Annotated in this window: 25 protein-coding genes; 10 read left to right on the forward strand and 15 right to left on the reverse strand. The window is 66.4% G+C overall.

Translation table 11 applies throughout. The features are described 5' to 3' along the window. Window positions 1–60: 60 nt before the first annotated feature. The 9 genes from ACQ6S1_RS06570 (at window position 61) to tenA (ending at window position 7,107) form a co-directional block, all read left to right on the forward strand. Window positions 61–621: a F0F1 ATP synthase subunit delta gene (locus tag ACQ6S1_RS06570; protein WP_445040392.1), complete on the forward strand. Its 561-nt coding sequence runs from the start codon at window positions 61–63 to the stop codon at window positions 619–621. After that, window positions 621–2,150 (forward strand): F0F1 ATP synthase subunit alpha, encoded by a 1,530-nt coding sequence (atpA, locus tag ACQ6S1_RS06575; protein ID WP_445040393.1) that lies wholly within the window; start codon window positions 621–623, stop codon window positions 2,148–2,150. The genes ACQ6S1_RS06570 and atpA overlap by 1 nt, the downstream gene beginning before the upstream one ends. Before the next feature lie 23 nt (window positions 2,151–2,173). Then, on the forward strand, window positions 2,174–3,049 hold the full coding sequence (locus ACQ6S1_RS06580) for a F0F1 ATP synthase subunit gamma (protein ID WP_445040394.1): 876 nt from the start codon (window positions 2,174–2,176) through the stop codon (window positions 3,047–3,049). Between the two features lie 23 nt (window positions 3,050–3,072). Next, entirely contained in the window at window positions 3,073–3,474 is a 402-nt protein-coding gene (locus ACQ6S1_RS06585; RefSeq protein WP_445040395.1) for an organic hydroperoxide resistance protein, read from the forward strand. Between the two features lie 28 nt (window positions 3,475–3,502). Further along, window positions 3,503–4,939: a F0F1 ATP synthase subunit beta gene (atpD, locus tag ACQ6S1_RS06590; RefSeq protein WP_445040396.1), complete on the forward strand. Its 1,437-nt coding sequence runs from the start codon at window positions 3,503–3,505 to the stop codon at window positions 4,937–4,939. A 20-nt stretch (window positions 4,940–4,959) separates the two neighbouring features. Next, complete coding sequence (locus ACQ6S1_RS06595; RefSeq protein ID WP_445040397.1) at window positions 4,960–5,205, forward strand: hypothetical protein; 246 nt, start codon at window positions 4,960–4,962, stop codon at window positions 5,203–5,205. A gap of 10 nt (window positions 5,206–5,215) precedes the next feature. Continuing rightward, a complete protein-coding gene (locus ACQ6S1_RS06600) occupies window positions 5,216–5,635 on the forward strand; it encodes a F0F1 ATP synthase subunit epsilon (protein WP_445040398.1) in 420 nt (139 codons plus the stop codon). Between the two features lie 100 nt (window positions 5,636–5,735). Further along, complete coding sequence (locus ACQ6S1_RS06605) at window positions 5,736–6,455, forward strand: phosphatase PAP2 family protein (RefSeq protein WP_445040399.1); 720 nt, start codon at window positions 5,736–5,738, stop codon at window positions 6,453–6,455. Continuing rightward, window positions 6,445–7,107 (forward strand): thiaminase II, encoded by a 663-nt coding sequence (tenA, locus tag ACQ6S1_RS06610; RefSeq protein ID WP_445040400.1) that lies wholly within the window; start codon window positions 6,445–6,447, stop codon window positions 7,105–7,107. The genes ACQ6S1_RS06605 and tenA overlap by 11 nt, the downstream gene beginning before the upstream one ends. On the opposite strand, the gene ACQ6S1_RS06615 is transcribed toward tenA, so the two are convergent. The 9 genes from ACQ6S1_RS06615 to ACQ6S1_RS06655 all read right to left on the reverse strand — a co-directional run bounded on the left by ACQ6S1_RS06615 (window position 7,104) and on the right by ACQ6S1_RS06655 (window position 15,008). Continuing rightward, window positions 7,104–7,613: an RNA pyrophosphohydrolase gene (locus tag ACQ6S1_RS06615; RefSeq protein ID WP_445040401.1), complete on the reverse strand. Its 510-nt coding sequence runs from the start codon at window positions 7,611–7,613 to the stop codon at window positions 7,104–7,106. The two genes, tenA and ACQ6S1_RS06615, sit on opposite strands and share 4 nt — an antisense overlap. Next, entirely contained in the window at window positions 7,610–8,116 is a 507-nt protein-coding gene (locus tag ACQ6S1_RS06620; RefSeq protein WP_445040402.1) for an RNA pyrophosphohydrolase, read from the reverse strand. Before ACQ6S1_RS06620 ends, ACQ6S1_RS06615 begins: the two co-directional genes overlap by 4 nt. A 22-nt stretch (window positions 8,117–8,138) precedes the next feature. Continuing rightward, the gene (locus ACQ6S1_RS06625) at window positions 8,139–9,263 is read right to left on the reverse strand and encodes a divergent polysaccharide deacetylase family protein (RefSeq protein WP_445040403.1); all 1,125 of its coding nucleotides are present in this window, start codon (window positions 9,261–9,263) and stop codon (window positions 8,139–8,141) included. 59 nt (window positions 9,264–9,322) lie between these two features. Next, window positions 9,323–10,750, reverse strand: a complete 1,428-nt coding sequence (locus ACQ6S1_RS06630) for a S41 family peptidase (protein WP_445041226.1) — start codon at window positions 10,748–10,750, stop codon at window positions 9,323–9,325. Further along, a complete protein-coding gene (locus tag ACQ6S1_RS06635; RefSeq protein ID WP_445040404.1) occupies window positions 10,750–12,057 on the reverse strand; it encodes a murein hydrolase activator EnvC family protein in 1,308 nt (435 codons plus the stop codon). The genes ACQ6S1_RS06630 and ACQ6S1_RS06635 overlap by 1 nt, the downstream gene beginning before the upstream one ends. Window positions 12,058–12,111: 54 nt before the next feature. Further along, window positions 12,112–12,594 carry a 23S rRNA (pseudouridine(1915)-N(3))-methyltransferase RlmH gene (rlmH, locus tag ACQ6S1_RS06640; protein WP_445040405.1) on the reverse strand — a complete coding sequence of 161 codons (483 nt, stop codon included), beginning with the start codon at window positions 12,592–12,594 and terminating at the stop codon, window positions 12,112–12,114. 12 nt (window positions 12,595–12,606) lie between these two features. Beyond that, window positions 12,607–12,990: a ribosome silencing factor gene (gene rsfS, locus ACQ6S1_RS06645; protein WP_445040406.1), complete on the reverse strand. Its 384-nt coding sequence runs from the start codon at window positions 12,988–12,990 to the stop codon at window positions 12,607–12,609. 102 nt (window positions 12,991–13,092) lie between these two features. Continuing rightward, window positions 13,093–13,725 (reverse strand): nicotinate-nucleotide adenylyltransferase, encoded by a 633-nt coding sequence (locus ACQ6S1_RS06650; RefSeq protein ID WP_445041227.1) that lies wholly within the window; start codon window positions 13,723–13,725, stop codon window positions 13,093–13,095. After that, on the reverse strand, window positions 13,689–15,008 hold the full coding sequence (locus tag ACQ6S1_RS06655; protein WP_445040407.1) for a glutamate-5-semialdehyde dehydrogenase: 1,320 nt from the start codon (window positions 15,006–15,008) through the stop codon (window positions 13,689–13,691). The genes ACQ6S1_RS06650 and ACQ6S1_RS06655 overlap by 37 nt, the downstream gene beginning before the upstream one ends. 72 nt (window positions 15,009–15,080) lie before the next feature. On the opposite strand from ACQ6S1_RS06655, the gene ACQ6S1_RS06660 reads away from it, so the two are divergent. Beyond that, the gene (locus tag ACQ6S1_RS06660) at window positions 15,081–15,806 is read left to right on the forward strand and encodes a DUF72 domain-containing protein (RefSeq protein ID WP_445040408.1); all 726 of its coding nucleotides are present in this window, start codon (window positions 15,081–15,083) and stop codon (window positions 15,804–15,806) included. Between the two features lie 15 nt (window positions 15,807–15,821). Here ACQ6S1_RS06660 and ACQ6S1_RS06665 read toward each other — a convergent pair whose 3' ends face one another. The 6 genes from ACQ6S1_RS06665 to rplU form a co-directional block, all read right to left on the reverse strand. After that, the gene (locus tag ACQ6S1_RS06665; protein ID WP_445040409.1) at window positions 15,822–17,786 is read right to left on the reverse strand and encodes a BCCT family transporter; all 1,965 of its coding nucleotides are present in this window, start codon (window positions 17,784–17,786) and stop codon (window positions 15,822–15,824) included. 73 nt (window positions 17,787–17,859) lie between these two features. After that, window positions 17,860–18,999: a glutamate 5-kinase gene (gene proB, locus ACQ6S1_RS06670; protein ID WP_445041228.1), complete on the reverse strand. Its 1,140-nt coding sequence runs from the start codon at window positions 18,997–18,999 to the stop codon at window positions 17,860–17,862. Window positions 19,000–19,006: 7 nt separating this feature from the next. Continuing rightward, the gene (gene obgE / locus ACQ6S1_RS06675) at window positions 19,007–20,047 is read right to left on the reverse strand and encodes a GTPase ObgE (protein ID WP_445040410.1); all 1,041 of its coding nucleotides are present in this window, start codon (window positions 20,045–20,047) and stop codon (window positions 19,007–19,009) included. Next, window positions 20,044–20,679, reverse strand: coding sequence for a GNAT family N-acetyltransferase (locus tag ACQ6S1_RS06680; protein WP_445040411.1), 636 nt, complete (start codon window positions 20,677–20,679; stop codon window positions 20,044–20,046). The genes obgE and ACQ6S1_RS06680 overlap by 4 nt, the downstream gene beginning before the upstream one ends. Window positions 20,680–20,800: 121 nt before the next feature. After that, entirely contained in the window at window positions 20,801–21,073 is a 273-nt protein-coding gene (gene rpmA / locus ACQ6S1_RS06685) for a 50S ribosomal protein L27 (protein WP_445040412.1), read from the reverse strand. Window positions 21,074–21,078: 5 nt separating this feature from the next. Next, window positions 21,079–21,483, reverse strand: coding sequence for a 50S ribosomal protein L21 (gene rplU / locus ACQ6S1_RS06690; protein WP_445040413.1), 405 nt, complete (start codon window positions 21,481–21,483; stop codon window positions 21,079–21,081). Between the last annotated feature and the right edge of the window lie 154 nt (window positions 21,484–21,637).

Raw genomic sequence — 21,637 nt, forward strand, 5'->3', positions numbered from 1 at the left:
GATTTGACAGGCCCTTGCGCCGGTCGCCCCTTGAGCAGACCAGACGAGAGACCGTTTCCGGTGGCAGCAGACGATCAAACTCCGACGGGAATGGCGGGCCGCTACGCGACCGCGCTGTTCGAGCTTGCCAAAGACGAAAACGCGATCGACGCCGTCCTGGCCGATCTCGACCGGTTCGGAGCGCTGCTCAAGGAAAGCGCCGACCTGCGCCGCCTCGTCGAAAGCCCCGTCTTTTCCTCCGAGGACCAGCTCGCCGCGATCTCCGCGGTTCTGGAGCGCGCCGGCATCGGGGGCCTCGTCGGCAATTTCGTCCGTCTCGTGGCCAAGAATCGTCGCCTGTTCGCGATCGAGCGCATCATCAGCGGCTTCCGCGCCCTCGTCGCCCAGGCGCGGGGCGAGCTGACCGCCAAGGTCACCGTGGCCGAGCCGCTCTCCGACGCCCGCATGCGGGACGTGCAGGCCGCGCTGCGTGAGGTGACGTCCAAGGACGTCAAAATCGACGTCAAGGTCGACCCCAAGATTATCGGTGGCATCATCGTGCAGCTCGGCAGCCGCATGGTCGACGCCTCCCTCCGTACAAAACTTTCCGCCATCCAACATGCCATGAAAGAGGTGCGCTGATGGACATCCGCGCCGCTGAGATCTCCGCGATCCTCAAGGACCAGATCAAGAATTTCGGCCAGGAAGCCGAGGTTTCCGAAGTTGGCCAGGTGCTGTCCGTGGGTGACGGCATCGCCCGCATCTACGGCCTCGACCAGGTTCAGGCCGGCGAGATGGTCGAATTTCCCGGCGGTATCCGGGGCATGGCCCTCAACCTCGAGACCGACAATGTCGGCGTCGTGATCTTCGGCTCCGACCGAGACATCAAGGAAGGCGACACCGTCAAGCGCACCGGCGCCATCGTGGACGTGCCGGTCGGCCGTGGCCTGCTCGGCCGCGTGGTCGACGCGCTCGGCAACCCGATCGACGGCAAGGGCCCGATCGAATACACCGAGCGCCGCCGCGTGGACGTCAAGGCGCCGGGCATCATCCCGCGCAAATCCGTGCACGAGCCGATGCAGACCGGCCTCAAGGCCATCGACGCCCTGATCCCCGTCGGCCGTGGCCAGCGCGAGCTCGTCATCGGCGACCGCCAGACCGGCAAGACCGCCGTCATCCTCGACACCATTCTCAACCAGAAGCCCATCAACCAGGGCACGGACGAGAAGGCCAAGCTGTACTGCGTCTACGTCGCCATCGGCCAGAAGCGCTCGACGGTCGCGCAGTTCGTGAAGACGCTCGAGGAAAACGGCGCGCTGGATTATTCCATCGTGGTGGCCGCGACCGCGTCCGATCCGGCCCCGATGCAGTTCCTGGCGCCCTTCGCCGGCTGCGCCATGGGCGAATTCTTCCGCGACAACGGCCTGCACGCCCTCATCACCTATGACGACCTGTCCAAGCAGGCCGTGGCCTACCGTCAGATGTCGCTTCTGCTGCGCCGCCCGCCGGGCCGCGAAGCCTATCCGGGCGACGTGTTCTATCTCCACTCGCGTCTGCTGGAGCGTTCGGCCAAGCTGAACGACGAGAACGGCGCCGGTTCGCTGACCGCCCTGCCCGTCATCGAGACGCAGGCCAACGACGTCTCGGCCTACATCCCGACCAACGTGATCTCGATCACCGACGGCCAGATCTTCCTCGAGACAGACCTGTTCTACCAGGGCATCCGCCCGGCGGTGAACGTGGGCCTCTCGGTGTCGCGCGTCGGCTCGTCCGCTCAGATCAAGGCGATGAAGCAGGTTGCCGGCAAGATCAAGGGCGAGCTCGCGCAGTACCGCGAGATGGCGGCCTTCGCGCAGTTCGGCTCCGACCTCGACGCCACGACGCAGCGCCTCCTCAACCGCGGCGCCCGCCTTACCGAGCTTCTGAAGCAGGCGCAGTTCTCGCCGCTGAAGGTCGAGGAGCAGGTTGCCGTGATCTACGCCGGTACCAACGGCTATCTCGACAAGCTGCCGCTGGAGCGCGTGCGCCCGTTCGAGCAGGGTCTCCTGACCCATCTGCGTTCCCAGAACGCCGATCTGCTCGACACCATCCGCACGACCAAGGAATTGTCGGCGGACACCACCACGAAGCTCAAGGCGGCGGTCGACGCCTTCGCCAAGAACTTCGCCTGATCGCGGGCTGAAGGCGGCACGGAATGGCCTCTCTTAAAGATCTCCGCAACCGGATCGCCTCCGTCAAGGCGACGCAGAAGATCACCAAGGCGATGCAGATGGTCGCCGCGGCGAAGCTGCGTCGCGCCCAGATGGCAGCCGAGGCGGCACGCCCCTATGCGGAACGCATGGAGCGCGTGCTGGCCAACCTCGCCGGCGGCCTCGCCGATTCTCCGGACGCGCCGCGCCTGCTGCGGGGCACCGGCCAGACGCAGAAGCATCTGTTGATCGTCGCCACCGCCGAGCGCGGCCTGGCCGGCGGCTTCAATTCCTCGATCGCCCGTCTGGCGCGCGAGCATGCCAACAGGCTTCTGGCCGAAGGCAAGGACGTCACGATCCTGCCGGTGGGCCGCAAGGGCGTGGACATCCTGCGCCGGCAGTTCAGCGAGCGTCTCGAGGCCAATGTCGATCTGCGCGACGTCAAGCAGCTCGGCTTCGTCAACGCCGAGGCGATCGCCACGAGCGTGATCGAGCGTTTCGAAACCGGCGAGTTCGATGTCGCCACCCTGTTCTTCTCGCGCTTCCAGTCGGTCGTGCAGCAGGTTCCCACCGCGCTGCAGATCATCCCGGCCCAATTGCCGGCGAACGATGCCGCGGCAAACTCCCTGCCCTACGAGTTCGAGCCGGAGGAAAGCGAAATCCTCGCCGACCTCCTGCCCCGTAACATCGCGGTGCAGATCTTCCGTGGGCTTCTGGAAAACGCGGCGTCCGAGCAGGGCGCGCGCATGAGCGCCATGGACAATGCCACCCGCAACGCGGGCGACATGATCAAGAAGCTGACGATGAACTACAACCGCACGCGTCAGGCGCAGATCACCAAGGAGCTGATCGAGATCATCTCCGGTGCCGAGGCGCTCTGATCCACGTCCGTGAGGAGGCGAGCATGGCTTACAAGACGGTAGCGACGACGACTGGCGGCCGCAACGGCCGCGCGATCCTGGCCGACGGCGGGCTGGCGCTGGCCATGGCCGCACCCAAGGAGATCCGCGGCGACGGCCAGGGTCACAACCCCGAGCAGCTGTTCGCGCTGGGCTATTCGTCCTGCTTCGGCCAGGCCCTGCTCGGCCTCGGCAAGAAGCACAATATCGATTCGAAGGACGCCCGCGTCACCGCGGAAGTCACGCTCAACACCGATGGCGGCTTCTCGCTTGCCGTCGACCTGAAGGTCTCGATCCCCGGCGCCGACAAGGCCGCCGTCGAGGCGCTGGTCGAGGAAGCCCATCAGGTGTGCCCCTATTCCAAGGCGATCCGGAACAACGTTCCGGTGACGCTGACCGTCGTCTGACGGCTTACGAATTCCCAAGGAGACGAGAATGGCCACCAATACGGGGCGCATCGCACAGGTTATCGGCGCCGTCGTCGACGTGCAGTTCGACGGTCAGCTGCCGGAGATCCTGAACGCACTCGAGACCAACAACGGCGGCAACCGCCTTGTGCTCGAGGTTGCGCAGCATCTGGGCGAGAACACTGTCCGCACGATCGCCATGGACACCACTGAGGGCCTGACCCGCGGCCAGCCGGTGACCGACACCGGCGGCCCGATCATGGTTCCGGTCGGCGACGCCACGCTTGGCCGCATCATGAACGTCATCGGCGAGCCGGTCGACGAGCTCGGCCCGGTGGTCGGCGAGACCACCCGCGCCATCCATCAGCCGGCCCCGTCCTATGCCGACCAGGCGACGGAATCGGAAATCCTCGTCACGGGCATCAAGGTCGTCGACCTGCTGGCTCCGTATTCGAAGGGCGGCAAGATCGGCCTGTTCGGCGGCGCGGGCGTCGGCAAGACCGTGCTGATCATGGAACTCATCAACAACGTCGCCAAGGCGCACGGCGGCTATTCGGTGTTCGCCGGCGTCGGCGAGCGCACGCGTGAGGGCAACGATCTCTATCACGAGATGATCGAGTCCAACGTGAACAAGGACCCGCACGAGAACAACGGCTCGACCGCCGGCTCGAAATGCGCCCTCGTCTACGGCCAGATGAACGAGCCCCCGGGCGCCCGCGCCCGCGTGGCACTGACCGGCCTGACCGTCGCCGAGCATTTCCGCGACCAGGGTCAGGACGTGCTGTTCTTCGTCGACAACATCTTCCGCTTCACGCAGGCGGGTTCGGAAGTGTCGGCGCTGCTCGGCCGCATCCCCTCGGCCGTGGGTTACCAGCCGACGCTTGCGACCGACATGGGCGCGCTGCAGGAGCGCATCACCACCACGACCAAGGGTTCGATCACTTCGGTGCAGGCCATTTACGTGCCGGCCGACGATTTGACCGATCCGGCCCCGGCCGCCTCCTTCGCCCATCTTGACGCGACGACCGTTCTGTCGCGCTCGATCGCGGAAAAGGGCATCTACCCGGCGGTCGACCCGCTCGACTCCACCTCGCGCATCCTGAGCCCCGCCATCGTCGGCGAGGAGCACTACCAGACCGCCCGCCAGGTGCAGCAGATCCTGCAGCGCTACAAGGCGCTTCAGGACATCATCGCCATCCTGGGCATGGACGAGCTGTCGGAAGAGGACAAGCTGACCGTGACGCGCGCCCGCAAGATCGAGCGTTTCCTGTCGCAGCCCTTCCACGTCGCCGAGATCTTCACCGGCTCGCCGGGCAAGCTCGTGGCGCTCGAAGACACGATCAAGAGCTTCAAGGGCCTGGTCGAGGGCAAATACGATCACCTTCCGGAATCGGCCTTCTACATGGTCGGCTCCATTGACGAGGCGATCGAGAAGGCCCAGAAGCTCGCGGCCGAAGCGGCCTGAGTCGGGAAAAGGATCTCCGCATGAACGGCAAAGTCATTCTTCTGATCATCGGCCTCGTGGCCGGCGGCTTGATCGGTTATGTGACGCGGCCGCAATCGGCGGAGATCAGCCTTCCGGGCGTCAACATCCAGATCACGGGCGACGAGCCGGCGCGCGGCGGCGGAGACATCACCTCCGACCAATGGCAGCATATCGGCCTGTTCGCCGTGATCGGCGGAATCATCGGGCTCGGCCTCGGCTTCGTTGCCGACCGCCGTCGCCTCTGAGGACATCATCATGGCCAGCTTCCCTTTCGAACTCGTCTCGCCGGAACGGCTTCTGGTGTCCGAGCAGGTCGACAGCGTGACCGCCCCGGGCCTGGAAGGTGAGTTCACCGTGATGGCCGGCCACGCGCCGCTCATCGCTTTGCTGCGTCCCGGCATCGTGACCGTGACGCCGGCAAGCGGCCCCGTCCGCCGGCTCTATGTGCGCGGCGGCTTCGCGGAAGTGAACCCGACCGGACTCACCATCCTTGCCGACAACGCGTTTCCAGCGGAAGAGCTGGATGGCGCGCGTCTCACGGCCGAAATCGAGGCCGCGCGCAGCGTCGCGGCGCACAGCCACGACGCGGACGCCAAGCTCCGCGCCGAGGAGCACATTGCCTGGATCAGCGATCTCGGCACCGCTGTGGCCGGTACCGCACCGAACACCCATTAAGATACGGTTTACGATCACGAACCCCGTTGACGACGCAATTTCGCCCCTCCATGCTCCCAAACTGCAGGTAGGGTGATTTGCTTCGGCAACCGGGGGGTTCATGCCGATTACCGCACGCTTAGCCGCCGTCATCGGCCTCCTCGTGGCCCTGCTGTGCGCCTTGAACGCGTCGCTCGACGTGTCGATCACGGCGCTCTTCTACGATCCCGCCCTGCGCGATTTTCCGCTCGACGACAGCGCCTGGGTGCGCGGCGTGCGCTGGTCGCTGATGCACCTGCCGCACGCCATCACGATCGTCGCGGTGCTGGCCCTGGTCGGGCACCGTTTCAAATGGCGCATCGCGCGCCATCTTCCTTCCCGCCAGGCGCTGTTTCTCCTTTCCACGCTGATCGTGGTTCCCGGCCTCGTCGTCAATGGCGGGTTGAAGGAGAATTGGGGCCGGCCGCGCCCGGCCGAATCCGCCATGTTCGGCGGCACCACCAATTTCTGGCCGTGGTGGAAACCGGGCGGTCCGTGCGAAGGCAATTGCTCCTTCGTGTCGGGAGAGGTCTCGGCCGTGGCCTGGACGGCCGCCGCCGCCAGCCTCGCACCGCCTCAGATCCGGCCTTTCGCCATCGGGGCCGCCGTAACGTTGACGGCAGCCACCGCCTTCCTCCGCGTGGCCTTCGGCCGGCACTGGTTCTCCGACGTGGTGATCAGCGCCAGCCTGACCCTCATTCTCATCGCCGGCATGCACCGCCTGTTTTTCGGGCCGTCGCTTCTGATCCGCCGGCGCAAACCGGCGATTGCCGCTCAAGCACAGGTCGTTGATGCCGTTTAGTACCGATGCGTGGGCCGCCAATGCGGCTCTTTATGAAACCATTCGCACCATGCCGTTCAACGAGGCGCTCGCAGCGGGAACGCTGCCGGAAGCGTCGTTCCGGCATTACATGGTCCAGGATGCCCATTACCTGATCGCGTTCGGCCGCGCATTGGCGGTGGCCGCAGCCAAGGCGGACGATCCGGACGGCATCGTGCAGTTCGCCGAAGCGGCGAAGGTGGCCATCATCGTCGAGCGCGCGCTGCATGCCGATTATTTCCGGCAGTTCGGCGTGACCGTGGAGGATTTCGCGGCGGCCGAACTCACGCCAGCCTGCCATCATTACACGAGCTATCTCAAGGCGACGGCCTGGGCGGAGCCCTACCCCGTGGCGCTGGCCGCGCTGCTTCCCTGCTTCTGGATCTATGCCGAGATCGGCCGCGACATCCTGACCCGCGCGGCGAGCCCGAATCCCTATTCGGCGTGGATCGACACCTATTCCGGCGAGGAATTCCATGAGGCGGTGCGCGGCGTGATCGCGACAACCGACCGCGTGGCCGCATCGGCCTCGCCGCAGATCGTCGCGGACATGCACGAGGCTTTCACGCGTGCCACGCAGTTGGAATGGATGTTCTGGGATTCGGCCTGGAATCTGGGACGCTGGCCCGTCTAGCTGACGGGCACCGCGAACGGGGCGAAGGCCTCCGCCACTTTGTCATAGACCGGACGGCGGAAGTCCACGACGAGCTTCGGCAGGCTGCGGAGGGGGAAGAAGCCCCAGGCGTCGAATTCCGGGTCCTCGAGACATTCCGGAACGTCTACATTGATCTCGTCGAGCCCGCCCTCCAGCCGGAAGGCCACCCAGAGCTGGCGCTGGCCGCGGAAGGGCGCGAGCTTGTGCGTCAGCGGGCCGGCATAGGGTGGGAAATCGTAGCTCCACCACGCCTCCGTGGCGGCGAGGAGGGAGACGGATTTCACGCCCGTTTCCTCCCACAATTCGCGCCGCGCCGCCTCGACCACGTCCTCGCCTTCATCGATGCCGCCCTGCGGCATCTGCCATTCGAATCCGGCGGGAATGGTTTCCGGGCCCGACGAGGCGAAGCGATGGCCGGCGAAGACCAAGCCGTCCCGGTTGAAAAGCGCGACGCCGACATTCGGGCGGTAGGGCTTGTCGTTCATGCCCCAACCACCGGCCCGAGCTCGGCCACGATCCGCTCATAGCTCGACCGCTTGAAGGGCACGATGAGGATGGGCAGGCGCTCGACCGGCTCCCAGCGCCAGGCCGAGAATTCCGGTTTGTGGTGGCCGCCTGCCGGATGCTCGATGTCGATCTCGCTCTCGTCACCGGTGAAGCGCAGAGCGAACCATTTCTGCCGCTGACCGCGATAGCGCCCTTTCCAGGCGACGCCAACGAGCTCCGGCGGGAGATCGTAGGTCACCCAATCCTTCGTCTCGGCGATGGGCTCGACCGAGCGGACATTGGTTTCCTCGTAAAGCTCGCGCAGGGCGGCCTGGTAGGGGTCCTCGCCCTCATCGATGCCGCCTTGCGGCATCTGCCAGGCCTGATCCTCGCCAATGGTCTCCGTGCCCTTCGCGCGCCGCCCGATGAAGGCCAGCCCCTCGCGGTTGACCAGCATGACGCCCACGCAGGGGCGATACGGGAGAGATTTGGGATCGGTCATGGCCGGCGCCTTTGCGGGAGAATCAGGAGGGGTCTTGCTGCCTCAACATGGCGCTGACCGGGACGAGGTCAAAGCCCCGATCCGACAGGCTTTTGGCCCATTCGGCGATGGTCGCCGGATCGGCCGGCGGCGTGTTCCACATACCCAGTGCCCTTCCATCGCGGCGCGCGGCAAGCTCCAGCCGTTGCAGCCATGCGGCCGCCGGCTCGCCGTCTCCGGCGAGGAATTCCGCGCGCACGGACGGAGCACCGACGGCGCGGCCGGTCTCATGCACGCGGCCATTGGCGGACGCCCCCGGATCGACCAGCCCCAGCCCGCGACGCCCGGCCTCCGCGAGAAGCGGACGCAAAGCCTCGGGTTCGGCGGTAAGCGGACCGTCCGACACGTTGACGAGGCCGATATAGCCGCTGAACCGACCCATGGCGTGCGCGAGCCGCTGCAGATTGGCCGTGGCAGGAAGCCGGGCGCTGACGGTCAACGGGCCGAGTTCGTCCTCGCCGAAAGGCTGAACCGGCAACCCGAGCAGGAGCTCACGGCCGCGATTGCGCAAAAGGCGGGCCCCGGCCTCGACGTTCTCCTCATCCGCCCGCAAAGCGAAGCCGACATCCTCCGGAAGCGCCATAGCACGGGCCAGGGCGCCCTCCATGGAGGTGTCGAGCATGACGACGAGCGCGATGCGCGGGCGGCCGGATAAAGGCGGCGCGGGGCGGGCATAGACATCGAGCGGACGCCTGCCATCGGGCGCGATCCTCGGCAGGGGGCCGGCGGGTGTGTCTTCGACGAGCGCGGAATCGGTGCCGCCACCGGAGCCCGTGCCGGGGCGATTGTTCTGCGGGATCCGGATGATGAGCGGGCCGGACGCGGGCTCGGTCGCGGTAATGACGTCGTCGATCGGCACCGGCGCGGCAGGCGGGCCCGAGCGCGCAGCCCGTTCTGGAGAGACTGGAACCGGCGGGGCAAGAGGCTCGCGCTCGATCGTGGCGACGGCCTGGGGCTCCCCACCCATGGGATCGCCCAGCAAAGCCGCCCACAGCACCGCACCCACGATCAGGAGCAGAAGCGCGGCAGCGAGATAAGGGAGGATTCGGGGAAAGCGACGCGGCGGCCGGCGGTGCATCCCCAGCGGGGTGCGGAATTCATCGTCCACGGCGCGTCATCCATGACGTGCGTGGCGCCCTTTCGCGAAGAAGGGCGCCACGAGAAGGCTTAATTCGTCTTCTTCTGGGCCTTGGCCGGAGCCTTGGCCATCTGGGAGCACTCGGCCGAGAGTTCGCCGGCCTTGGGCGGGAAGTGCTCGTCGGAGCGGGTGCCGCGCAGGAGCTCGAGCGCGGCCTGGAGCTGCACGTCGTCCTTTGCCTCCGGCGGCACATAGGCCGAGGAACCGCCCTCTTCCGAGGTTTTGTCCTCGTTCTTGATCTCGCCTTCCGACACGGGATCCGCCTGGCGCGGCTGTTCGCCGGTGCCGAGCAGATGGCCGCGCAGACCCGCCTCACCCTGGGTACGGTCCTTGCCCTTCAGATCGTCGGGGATCTTCGGCTCGACGATGATGTCGGGTTCGATGCCCTTGGCCTGAATGGAGCGGCCGCACGGCGTGTAATAGCGCGCCGTGGTGAGCGAGAGCGCACCGTTGGGGCCGAGATCGACGAGGCTCTGCACCGAGCCCTTGCCGAACGACCGGGTGCCCAGCACCGTGGCGCGCTTGTGATCCTGCAGGGCGCCGGCCACGATCTCGGAGGCCGAGGCGGAGCCGCCGTTGACGAGCACGATGACCGGCTTGCCGCCCGTCAGGTCGCCATTGCGGGCGCTATAGCGCTGGATGTCCTGCGGCTGGCGGCCGCGCGTGGACACGACCTCGCCGCGGTTGAGGAAGGTGTCGACGACGCGGATGGACTGGTCGAGAAGGCCGCCCGGATTGTTGCGCAGATCGAGCACATATCCCTTCAGATCGGCCTCGGGCGTGTTCTTCTTGATCTCCTCGATGGCCTTTTCGAGGTTCTCGCTGGTCTGCTCGCTGAAGGACGCGACGCGGACATAGCCGACATCGGTGCCTTCCATGCGGCTGCGGACCACGCGGATGCGGATCACGTCGCGCGTCAGCTTGACGTCGAGCGGCTCGGTGTCCTTGCGCATGATCTTGAGCGTGATCGAGGTGTTGACCGGACCGCGCATCTTCTCGACGGCCTGCTGCAGCGTCAGCCCCTCGATCTGCTGGCCGTCAATGTGGGTGATGATGTCGTTGGCCAGGATGCCGGCGCGCGAGGCGGGCGTCTCGTCGATGGGGCTGATGACCTTGACGAGGTTGTTCTCCATCGAGACCTCGATACCGAGGCCGCCGAATTCGCCGCGGATGTCGACCTGGCGGTCGCGATAGCGCTTGGCGTCCATGTAGCTGGAATGGGGATCGAGACCCGACAGCATGCCGTTGATGGCGTCCTGCACAAGCTTGGAATCTTCCGGCTTCTCGACATATTCGGCGCGCACGCGCTCGAACACGTCTCCGAACAGGTTGAGATTGCGGTAGGTCTCCGCATTCCCCGCCGCCCAGGCCCGGGTGAACACGCCGTGGTTCTGGGCCACTCCGACCGAGGTGGCGCCAAGGAGGGCGCCGACGAGAACTAGGGAAACCTTACGCATCATCCGCGTACCTTTTCGGCAGAACTGTTGGCCCACCAGGGGCCAGGATTGATGGACTGTCCGTCCTTGCGGAATTCCACATAGAGAACCGGTTGCGCCGCACCGCCACCGATCATCGAAGCCGTCTGATTGGCGCCCTCGCCCATTTCGGCCACCGGCTCTCCGGTCAACACGAATTGCCCAAGCGTCACGTTGACCGTTTGCATGCCGGCAAGCAAGACATGGTATCCACCGCCGGCGTTCAGGATCAAGACCTGTCCATAGGATCTGAACGGTCCCGCATACACGACCCAGCCATCGCACGGGGCCGTGACCTGCGCGCGCGACCGGGTCGAGATGGAAATGCCCTTCTGCGTGCTGCCGTAGGCATCCTCTTCACCGAACCGGGTCAAGGTGAGGCCATTCACCGGCAAGGGCAAGAGCCCCTTGGCCGAAGCGAACGAAAAAGCCGGTGCAATGCGCCCGGGATCGTTGAGGGCTGCCAGCTCCGAGCGCGATGGCGGCGCATCGAGCTCGCCCGGGCGCTGGCGGGCCGCCGCCTCCGCAGCCTTGCGGGAGGAGGCGATCTCGCGCTCCATGCGGGCGATCAATTCTTCGAGAGAGCGCACATCGCGGCTCAATTTCTGCGTGTTCTGGCGCTCGTCGACGAGCGCCGTCTCCTGCTCGCTCTGCCGCTTCTGCCGCGCCTCGATCAGAATGCCGATGCGTTGCTGCGAGGCCTGGAGGTCGGCATGGGCCGTGGCAAGCGTGTCACGCTGTCCGGCGATCTCGCCGCGCACCCGTTCAAGCTCGGCGAGATCCTGCGCCAACACCTGCGTCTGGCCCCGAATCTCCGGCAGGAGATTGCCCAGCAGCATGGCGGTGCGCACGGAGGTGAGCGCGTCCTTGGGCTGGACGATGATGGCGGGCGGAGGGCGGCGACCCATGCGCTGCAGCGCGGCCAGCAGCTCAGCCACCACGGCACGGCTTTCGGCGAGCTTGACCTGAACGTCGCGCTCGCTGGCGGAAAGATCCGTCAGCCGCTGCTCGGCGCCCGTGATCTCGCCTTCCGTCGAACGGATCCGGGCGGCGGTGGTGACGAGTTCCTCGGCGAGGCGCTCGCGCTCCTGCGCGATGTCGCCAAGCTCGGCGCGGATGCGCTCTTCGTTCTGGCGGGCACGGTCGAGCTCGGCGCGGCGCGCCTCGAGCTCCTGCCGCTTCGTTTCCGGATCACGCGGCTGGGCGGACACCGCGAGCGGACACGCGGCGATGAGGAGCGCCAACACGCCCGCCGCCAGTCCATGCCCGATGTGCCGGATCGTCTGCATCCCCACCTTGCTGCGCCCGAACCCTTGACGTTTGCTTAACCCTGCCCGCCGCGCCTATTCGCGATGATAGGGATGGCCCGCCAGAATCGTCGCCGCGCGATAGATCTGTTCGGCCAGAAGCACGCGGACGATGCCGTGTGGCCAGGTGAGGCCCCCGAAGGCGAGCACCAATTGCGCCCGCTGCCGAAGCTCCGCAGCGAGACCATCGGCTCCACCAATGACGAAATGAAGGCAGGGTGCGCCCTCGTCGCGCCAGCGGCCGATGCGGGCGGCGAAATCGGCGCTGGTCAGATTGAGGCCGCCCTCGTCGAGGACGACGATGGGAGCGCCCGGCTCCAGCAGGGCGCAGAGCGCCTCCGCCTCGTCACGCTTGCGATCCTCCGGCCGCCGGGCGCGGCTTTCGGGCAATTCGCGCACATCGACCGGACCGAGGGCGACGCCCCGGCCGATGCCGCCGGTGCGCTCCACATAACGGCCGACAAGTTCCCTTTCCGGGCCGTCCTTCAGACGCCCGACAACCGCGACGACAATGCGCATAGGCTCATCGCCTCAGGCGACGGAGCTCTCGCTCGGACGGTCGGACGACCACATCTTCTCGAGATTGTAGAAGGAGCGCACTTCCGGCCGGAACACGTGAAGGATGACGTCTCCGGCATCGATCAGCACCCAATCGGCCATCTGGAGGCCCTCGACCCGGCAACGGCCGTATCCGGCTTCCTTGAGGCCTTGGATGACACGCTCGGCGATCGAGGCGACGTGGCGGTCGGAACGGCCCTCGCTCACGATCATCGCATCGGCGATGAGCGATTTTCCGGTCAGATCGATCGTGACGGTGTTCTCGGCTTTAGCGTCGTCGAGAATCGCCTGGATCAACGCGATGAGGCTCTCGGGGGCCGATGCGGCGACCTGAGCGCCAATCGGGGGCAGGCTCATAGCCGCCTCCTGGTTCGTGGAAATGTGCAGTGTTCTTCCTCTCTGTCGGCTCCGGCCGCTGCCGGAACACACCCAGAATATAGTGACGGTGTGACATCCGGTTCAAGCACGCGTTTTATCGCCCCGGAGTCGCGACGACGAAAGGTCCGATCTGGGACCGTGCAGCAACACCCAGGCCGGCGGCGCGCACAGCGGCAGGAGGGCGGCATCGCTCTCGTCGATGCGACCGGCCGCGAACCGGAGCGCGGCCTTGCTCCGCATCCCGGTGTGGGTGGTGCCGGGGCGGTCGATGACGGCGAAAGGCATCGTGCCCGCAATGGCCTGCCAGTCGCGCCAGAGGTGAAAGGCGGCGAAGCTGTCACCGCCCATGATCCAAACGAAGCGCACCCCGGGGCAGCGGGCTTGGAGCGCGCTTAGCGTGTCCATGGTGTAGCGGGTACCGAGCCGGCTTTCGGCGTCGGTCGGCACGATGCGCGGATCGGTGATGAGCGCGCGCGCCTGTTCGAGCCGTGTCTCGACCGGCGGCAGGCCGTCATTGTCCTTCAGGGGATTTCCGGGGCTGACGAGCCACCAGACGCGATCGAGGCCGAGACGTAGGAGCGCCCGGCGGCTGACCATGACATGGGCCGCGTGCGGCGGATTGAAGGAGCCGCCATACAGGCCGATGCGCATGCCGGCTGCATGGGGCGGCAGGCCTCTCACGGCCGGGTCTGGCCGCTGCCCCGCAGACGATATTTGAAGCTCGTCAATTGTTCGAGGCCGACCGGGCCGCGCGCGTGCATGCGCCCGGTGGCAATGCCGATCTCCGCGCCGAAGCCGAACTCGCCGCCGTCCGCGAACTGGGTGGAGGCGTTGTGCACGACGATGGCGGAATCGACCTCGCGCAGGAAACGCTCGGCGGCCGCCGGGTCGTCCGTCAGGATTCCGTCGGTGTGATGCGAGCTGTAGCGCTCGATGTGGGCGAGCGCCGCGTCGAGCCCTTCCACCACACGCACCGCAATGATGGCGTCGAGGAATTCCGTGGCCCAGTCCTCCTCGCCGGCGGCGGTGATGCGAGAATCGACCGCCTGCGTTTCGGCATCGCCACGCACCGCGCAACCCGCATCGAGCAGCATGGTGACCAGCGGGGCAAGGTGGGTGGCGGCCAGCGCCCGGTCCACCAGCAAGGTCTCGACCGCGCCGCAGACGCCGGTGCGGCGCAGCTTGGCGTTGCGCACGATGGTCAGCGCCTGATCGAGATCGCAGGGAGCGTGGACGTAGATGTGGTTGTTGGCGTCGAGATGGGCGAAGACGGGCACGCGCGCTTCCGCCTGTACGCGGGCGACGAGGCCCTTGCCGCCGCGTGGCACCAGAACGTCGATATTGCCGTCGAGCCCGGCCAGCATCTCACCCACGGCGGCACGGTCGCGCGTCGGCACCATCTGGATCGCCGCGGCGGGCAGGCCAGCCTCGACCAGGCCTTCCTGAAGGGCGGCGTGGACGGCGCGCGAGCTGCGGAAGCTTTCCGAGCCGCCGCGCAGGATGACGGCATTGCCGGATTTGAGCGCCAGCGCCCCCGCATCGGCGGTGACGCCCGGGCGGCTCTCATAGATCATGCCGATGACGCCGATGGGCGTGGCGACGCGCTCGAAGTGCAGCCCGTTCGGCCGCTGCCAGGTGGCGGTGACGGCGCCGACCGGATCGGCCAGTGCGGCCACGTCCTCGATGCCCTGCACGATGCCCGCGAGGCGCTTTTCGTCGAGCACGAGGCGGTCCATCAAGGCGGAGCCGATGCCGGCCGCCGAGGCGGCCGCGACGTCCTCGCGATTGGCGTCGAGGATCTGGGCCGTGCGCGCCCGAACGGCGGCGGCCATGGCGAGCAGAGCGCGGTCCTTGGACGGACGGTCGAGCAGAGCGAGCTGGCGCGCGGCCGCGCGTGCGTCCCGCCCCATCGTCATCATGATGTCAGAAATATTTTCCTCGGCGGCAATCCCGGAAGGCGCGACCGCGTTGAGCTTCACCGCACTCACAAGACCCATGACAACACCAGTGACCCAAACAACATACAGACATATAGGCCATGCGCCGGACAGATGCACCCAGGTGACGCGATGACGTCGCTGCGCATCGGCACGTCCGGCTGGCATTATGGCAGCTGGCTCGGCCCGTTCTACCCGCCGAATGTGAAGGTGAAGGACCAGCTCGCCTTCTATGCGAGCCGCTTCGACACGACGGAAATCAACAATTCCTTCTATCGGCTGCCCACGGAGAAAGCGATCGACGCCTGGCGCGAGACCGTGCCGGCGGATTTCGTGTTCACCTGGAAGGCCTCGCGCTTCATCACCCATTTCCGCCGACTGAAGGACGTCGACGAGAGCCTCGACCTCGTGTTCGGGCGGATGGAGCGGCTGGGTGCGACGTTCGGGCCGGTTCTGTTCCAGCTGCCGCCCCAGATGAAGCTGGACGCCGAACGGCTGGCGGGCTTCCTCGCGCAGCTGCCCAGGAAGCATCGCTGCGCCGTCGAGTTCCGCGATCCCGGGTGGTACGTGCCCGAGATCATGGCCCTGCTGGCCGATCACAACATCGCGCTGTGCATCAGCGATCACGCCGCGGCGCCCGCGCCGTGGGAGGTGACGGCCGATTTCGTCTATCTGCGCGGCCACGGCCCGACGGGACGCTATCACGGCAGCTATTCCGACGACGCGCTGGCCGATTGGTCCGGGAAGATCACCGATTGGCGCAAGGGAAAACGCGACGTCTACGTGTATTTCGATAACGACCAGAAGAGCGCGGCGCCCAAGGATGCCGACCGGCTGAAGGGTTTGACGGCCCCGTAGGGCCGCCATTCCTTCTCAGACCGGGTCCGGCGAGGTGATGAACAACGCCGATTCGTTGGACTGCATGAGCGCCCGGTATTGCTCGTACTGGTTCAACGCGTCGTCGATGATCTGCTCGCGCGTCAGCCCCATGATGTCGTAGCCGAGGCTGTTGTCGGAGAACGAGGTCTGCGCGGTCCAGGCCTGGGCGCGCCGCCGCTCGGGGCCGATCAGCTCCGCCGTCGACAAAGCCAGGGTGTGTTCGCGGACGGGTTCGACGCCGTACACGAAATTACGGACGCCGGTGGCGACGACCGTGAGGGAGAGACGGCCTTCCTCGTGGACGACATCCACCTCCTGCCCGCGCCGCCGCATTTCTTCGGCAACCTCGCTGAGAGCGGGCTTCGCGACATCGGCGATGAAGGCCGCGACCTCCGCGGCCGTCGGCTCGTGAAGGATGTGAGCCAGCCTCTTGCGCCAGGGCAGGTCGGCCGAGGGCCGCGCCGCCACTCGGCCCTGCGTGGTGGTGCGCGCGATATCGGCCTTGATGCCCTTGAACAGGCCGGCCACCAGCAGCACCATGATGACGGTGAACGGCAGCGCCGCGATCAGCGTCATGGTCTGAAGCGCGGCAAGCCCGCCTGCAAGCAGCAGGGCAGCCGCGGAAACGCCCTCCAGCGCGCACCAATAGATACGCTGCCAGACCGGCGTGTCGGTGGCGCCGCCGGCCGAAATCGTATCGACCACGAGCGACCCGGAATCGGCCGAGGTGACGAAGAACACCGCGACCAGCAGCACGGCAAGCGACGAGGTGAATGTGCTGAAGGGCAGATATTCCAGGAACTTGAACAGCGCCACGGGAATATCGGCCTGCACCGCCTGCGACACGCCGCCGGCGGCCTCGCCCATATCGAGCCAGATGGCGGTGTTGCCGAACACCGTCATCCAGAGAAAGGTCATGGCCGAAGGCACGAGCAACACGCCGACCACGAATTCCCGCAGCGTGCGGCCCCGCGAGATGCGCGCGATGAACATGCCGACGAACGGAGACCATGCGATCCACCACGCCCAGTAGAACAGCGTCCAGTTGGCGATCCAGTCGCGCGGCTCATAGGCGTAGAGATTGAAGGTGCGGGCGAAGAACTGGTCGAGATATTGGCCGATGTTCTGGGCGAACGCCTTCAGAAGGAAGCTCGTCGGGCCCAGCACCAGCACGAAGAGCATGAGAAGAAGCGCAAGAACGAGATTGGCCTCGGACAGGAATTTGATGCCCCGGTCGAGCCCGCTCACGACCGAAAGCGTTGCCATGCCGATGACGACGAAGATCAGGATGATCTGCACCCAGGCTTCCTGGGGCACGCCGAGAAGATAACCCAGGCCGGCATCGATCTGCAGGACGCCGAGCCCGAGCGACGTGGCGATGCCGAACACCGTGCTGACGACGGCCAGAATGTCCACCGCATCCCCGAGCCCGCCATTGATGCGGTTGCCCAGCAGCGGATAGAGGCCCGAACGGATGGTCAGGGGCAGATTGTAGCGGAAGCTGAAATAGGCGAGCGAGAGCCCGATGACCGCATAAACCGCCCAGGCGTGAACACCCCAATGGAAGAAGGTGAACGTCATGGCCTGCCGCGCCGCCAGAAGGGACCGGGGATCGGCTTCCGGAGGGGTGGCGAAATGCTGGATGGGCTCGGCGACGGCGAAGAACATCAGGCCGATGCCCATGCCGGCCGCGAACAGCATCGCGATCCAGGAGGCATAGCTGTAATCGGGCACGGAATCGTCGGGCCCGAGCTTGATCTTGCCGAAGCTGGAGAAAGCCAGAATGAGGACGGAAAACAGAAAACCGGCGACGGCCAGAATGTAGAACCAGCCAAAGCTCTGGACGATCCACGACTGGATGGCGCCAAAGACATGTTCCGCCCCGTCCGGCACGGCAATACCGATGAGGAGGAAAACACCGATGATAGCGCTTGCCCCCCAGAATACCCTGGGGTTCATGCTTTTGGTCATTCAGACAGGCTCCCGCAATTGCAATATGCGGGAGTGTATACAGGCACCTGCTACGATTTTGTTATTCGACTCCTGACGACCCCAAGGCGCGCAGAACGAGATCGTCGCGATGGACCATGACGCTGCGGAACGGCGTGCCGACCACCTCCGCAATGGCCGCGCTGTTCTTGCCCGCAATGCGCAGCGCATCCGCCGCATCATAGGCCACGAGCCCGCGGCCGATCTCATGGCCGTCCGCATCGCGAATGAACACCGCATCGCCGTGCTGGAAGCTGCCCTCGACGCGGGTGACGCCCGCGGGGAGCAGGCTCTTGCCGCCGCGGAGGGCCTTCACTGCGCCCTCGTCGAGATAGAGCGCGCCCTTGGGCTCCAACGTGCCGCCGATCCAGCGCTTGCGCGAGGCGGACGGGTTCGCCGCCGACAGGAACCAGGTGCAGCGTGCGCCCTGCTCGATGGCGCGCAGGGGATGATCGATCGTGCCGGACGCGATGACCATGTGGGTGCCCGCATCGGTGGCGAGCTTGCCGGCCTCGATCTTGGTGCGCATGCCGCCTCGAGACAGAGCCGACGCCGCCCCGCCCGCCATGGCCTCGATGGACGGCGTAATGCGGGGCACCACCGCGATGTGCTCGGCGGATGGATCCTGCGCCGGCGGCGCGGTGTAGAGGCCGTCGATATCCGACAGCAAAACCAGAAGATCGGCGCTGGCCATGGTGGCGACCCGCGCGGCCAGGCGGTCATTGTCGCCATAGCGGATCTCGGACGTGGCGACGGTGTCGTTCTCGTTGATGACGGGAACGGCCTTGAAATCGAGCAGGCGGCCGATCGTGGCGCGGGCGTTGAGGTAACGCGCCCGCTCCTCGGTATCGCCGAGCGTGACGAGGATCTGTCCGGCCCTCAGCCCATGGCGGCCAAGCACTTCCGACCACGCCCGCGCCAGCGCGATCTGGCCGACAGCCGCGGCCGCCTGACTTTCCTCGAGCCGCAGCACGCGCTTGGGCAGGCCGAGGATGGCCCGGCCGAGCGCGATCGATCCTGACGAGACGACGAGTACGTCCGCCCCGCGCCGCGTCAGCCCCGCGAGATCATCGGCGAGGCTGTTCAGCCAGTTCTGCTTGAGCGCGCCCTCCGCCTGATCGACGAGAAGCGCGGAGCCGATCTTGACGACGACGCGGCGGAACTGGATGAGTTTGGGAGCGATCACGGCGTTATGGCTGCCAGTCCGCCGCGGCCGGAGCCGACAAGGCGGCCTCTTCCGCACGATCCTCGTCGATGACGGCGAGCAGGGACCGCAACACCTCCGGCACACCCTCACGCGATTGCGAGGACAGCAGAAGCGGCGTCTTTCCGCAGGCCTTCTTCAGGCGGGCGACCTGCTTCTTGCGGAGATCCGCGTCGAGCGCATCGGCCTTCGACAAGGCCACGATCTCCGGCTTCTCGGCGAGACCGCCGCCATAGGCTTCGAGTTCGTGGCGCACCGTGGTGTAGGCCTCGCCCGCATGCTCCGACGTGCCGTCGATGAGATGGAGCAGCACACGGCAGCGCTCGACATGGCCGAGGAAGCGGTCACCCAGGCCGATGCCCTCATGCGCGCCCTCGATGAGGCCGGGAATGTCGGCCAGCACGAATTCGCGGTCGTCGGAGCGGACCACGCCGAGGCCCGGATGCAGGGTGGTGAACGGGTAATCCGCGATCTTCGGCTTGGCCGCGGTCGTGGCCGCAAGGAAGGTGGATTTGCCGGCATTCGGCAGGCCCACAAGGCCGGCGTCCGCGATGAGCTTGAGGCGCAGATAAATAGTGCGCTCCTCGCCCTCCTGCCCCGGATTTGCGCGGCGGGGCGCCTGGTTCGTGGACGTCTTGAAATAGGCGTTGCCGAAACCGCCATTGCCGCCCTTGGCCAGCAGGATGCGCTGGCCGGGCTCGGTGAGATCGGCCAGCAGCGTCTCCTCGTCCTCGTCGAAGATCTGCGTGCCCACCGGCACCTTCAGCACGGCATCGGCGCCGCCCGCGCCGGTACGGTTGGCACCCATGCCGTGGCCGCCGGTCTTGGCCTTGAAATGCTGCTGGTAGCGGTAATCGATGAGCGTGTTGAGGCCGGTGACACACTCGACCCAGACCGAGCCCCCGCGCCCGCCGTCGCCGCCGTCCGGCCCGCCGAACTCGATGAACTTTTCACGGCGGAACGACACCGCCCCGGCACCACCATTGCCGGAGCGGATATAGACCTTGGCCTGGTCGAGAAATTTCATAACGTCACAGCTCCTGCGTCCGCTTTAGCGGATAGATCGGCCCCCGGCCAAGACCCAGTCCGCGATTGGCCCCAGCTGACGAGGCTCTCCCAGATGCGGGCGTCGAGCCGGAACCGGTCAACCGGGAACGCGCCCCGGAAGCCGACCGAACCTGCCAGCCCGCAGCCGGCCCATTGAAACCCGCACTTTTCGACAACGCGCCGCCCGGCCGGATTCGTCACCCGGCAGGAGGTGCACAGCCGCTCCGCGCCCATCGCCTCGAAGGCATAATCCACAAGAGCGCGCACGAGTTCGGTTCCGTAGCCCTGCCCGCGATGTTCCGCGCCGATCCAGTAGACGAGCTCCGGCGCGCCGTGATTGCCGTGCACGAAACCACCGCCGCCGACGATCTCGTCATCCGCAAGCGCCACGAACGCCACGCACTCGTTTCGCGCGGCGGAGGCGATCCACGCCTGCGCGTCGGCGGCCGTATAGGGAAACGGCATGCTGGCGACGTTCTCGGCGATCGAACGATCATGTGCGACCCGGACGATGCCAAGAGCATCGGCGGCGCGCGGACGGCGCAGCGCGATTCTGCCCGTCCTGGGGATACTGTGCTCGCTGTGGTGGAATATCCTGTCTTCGATGTGCATGTGCCCAGCTCCAGACGCGACGAAGGGGAGATGGATGTCCCATCTCCCCTTCAAAGACCGGAGCTCTGGCGGCTCCGCCGGGTGTCTGGGACACCGGCGGATTGTCGCATGATCCGCCGTTTTACTCTGCAGCCTCGGCCATGGCCGGGGCCACGGTCACGTAGGTTCGACCGTTGGCTTTCGATACGAACGCAACCTTGCCCTCGACGAGCGCAAAGAGGGTGTGATCGGTGCCCATGCCGACATTCGCGCCGGGATGCCACTTGGTCCCACGCTGGCGAACGATGATGTTGCCCGGAATGACGGCTTCGCCACCGAACTTCTTGACGCCGAGGCGGCGGCCGTCGGAATCGCGACCGTTGCGCGAAGAACCGCCCGCTTTCTTATGAGCCATTGATCTTACTCCTGCTCGTTCGCGGCCGGCTTAGCGGCCTCTTCAGGGGCGGCGGCCGGCGCGGCCTTCTTGGCCTTCGCCTTGCTGCCAGCCTTCTGGCCCGCGGCCAGGATGTCCGTAATGCGGATCACCGTCAGATCCTGACGATGGCCACGCTTGCGCTTCGAATTCTGCCGGCGGCGCTTCTTGAACGCAATGACCTTGTCGCCACGCGTGTGCTCGACGATCTCGTACACGACGCGGGCGCCATCGACGAACGGCGCGCCGAAGGACGGCGTGTCGCCGCCGAGCGCGAGGACTTCGCCGAATTCGGCGCTCGAGCCGGCATCGCCCTCGATGCGGCCGATGGTGATCTTGTCATTGGCGGCAACGCGATATTGCTTGCCGCCCGTCTTGATGACTGCGAACATCGTTTTTCCTTTCGTGTTCGAACCGGCCTCGAAGGGCCGTCTTCTTGGCAGTCTGCGGGATGAAACGAAGAAAGCGGGGACATGGATCCCCGCCGCTTCGAGCGCTGTTCCATACGCGCGGAGCCCCCTTTCGTCAACCGAAACCCTGTAAAAG

This window comes from Terrihabitans aquatilis, from assembly GCF_052542005.1.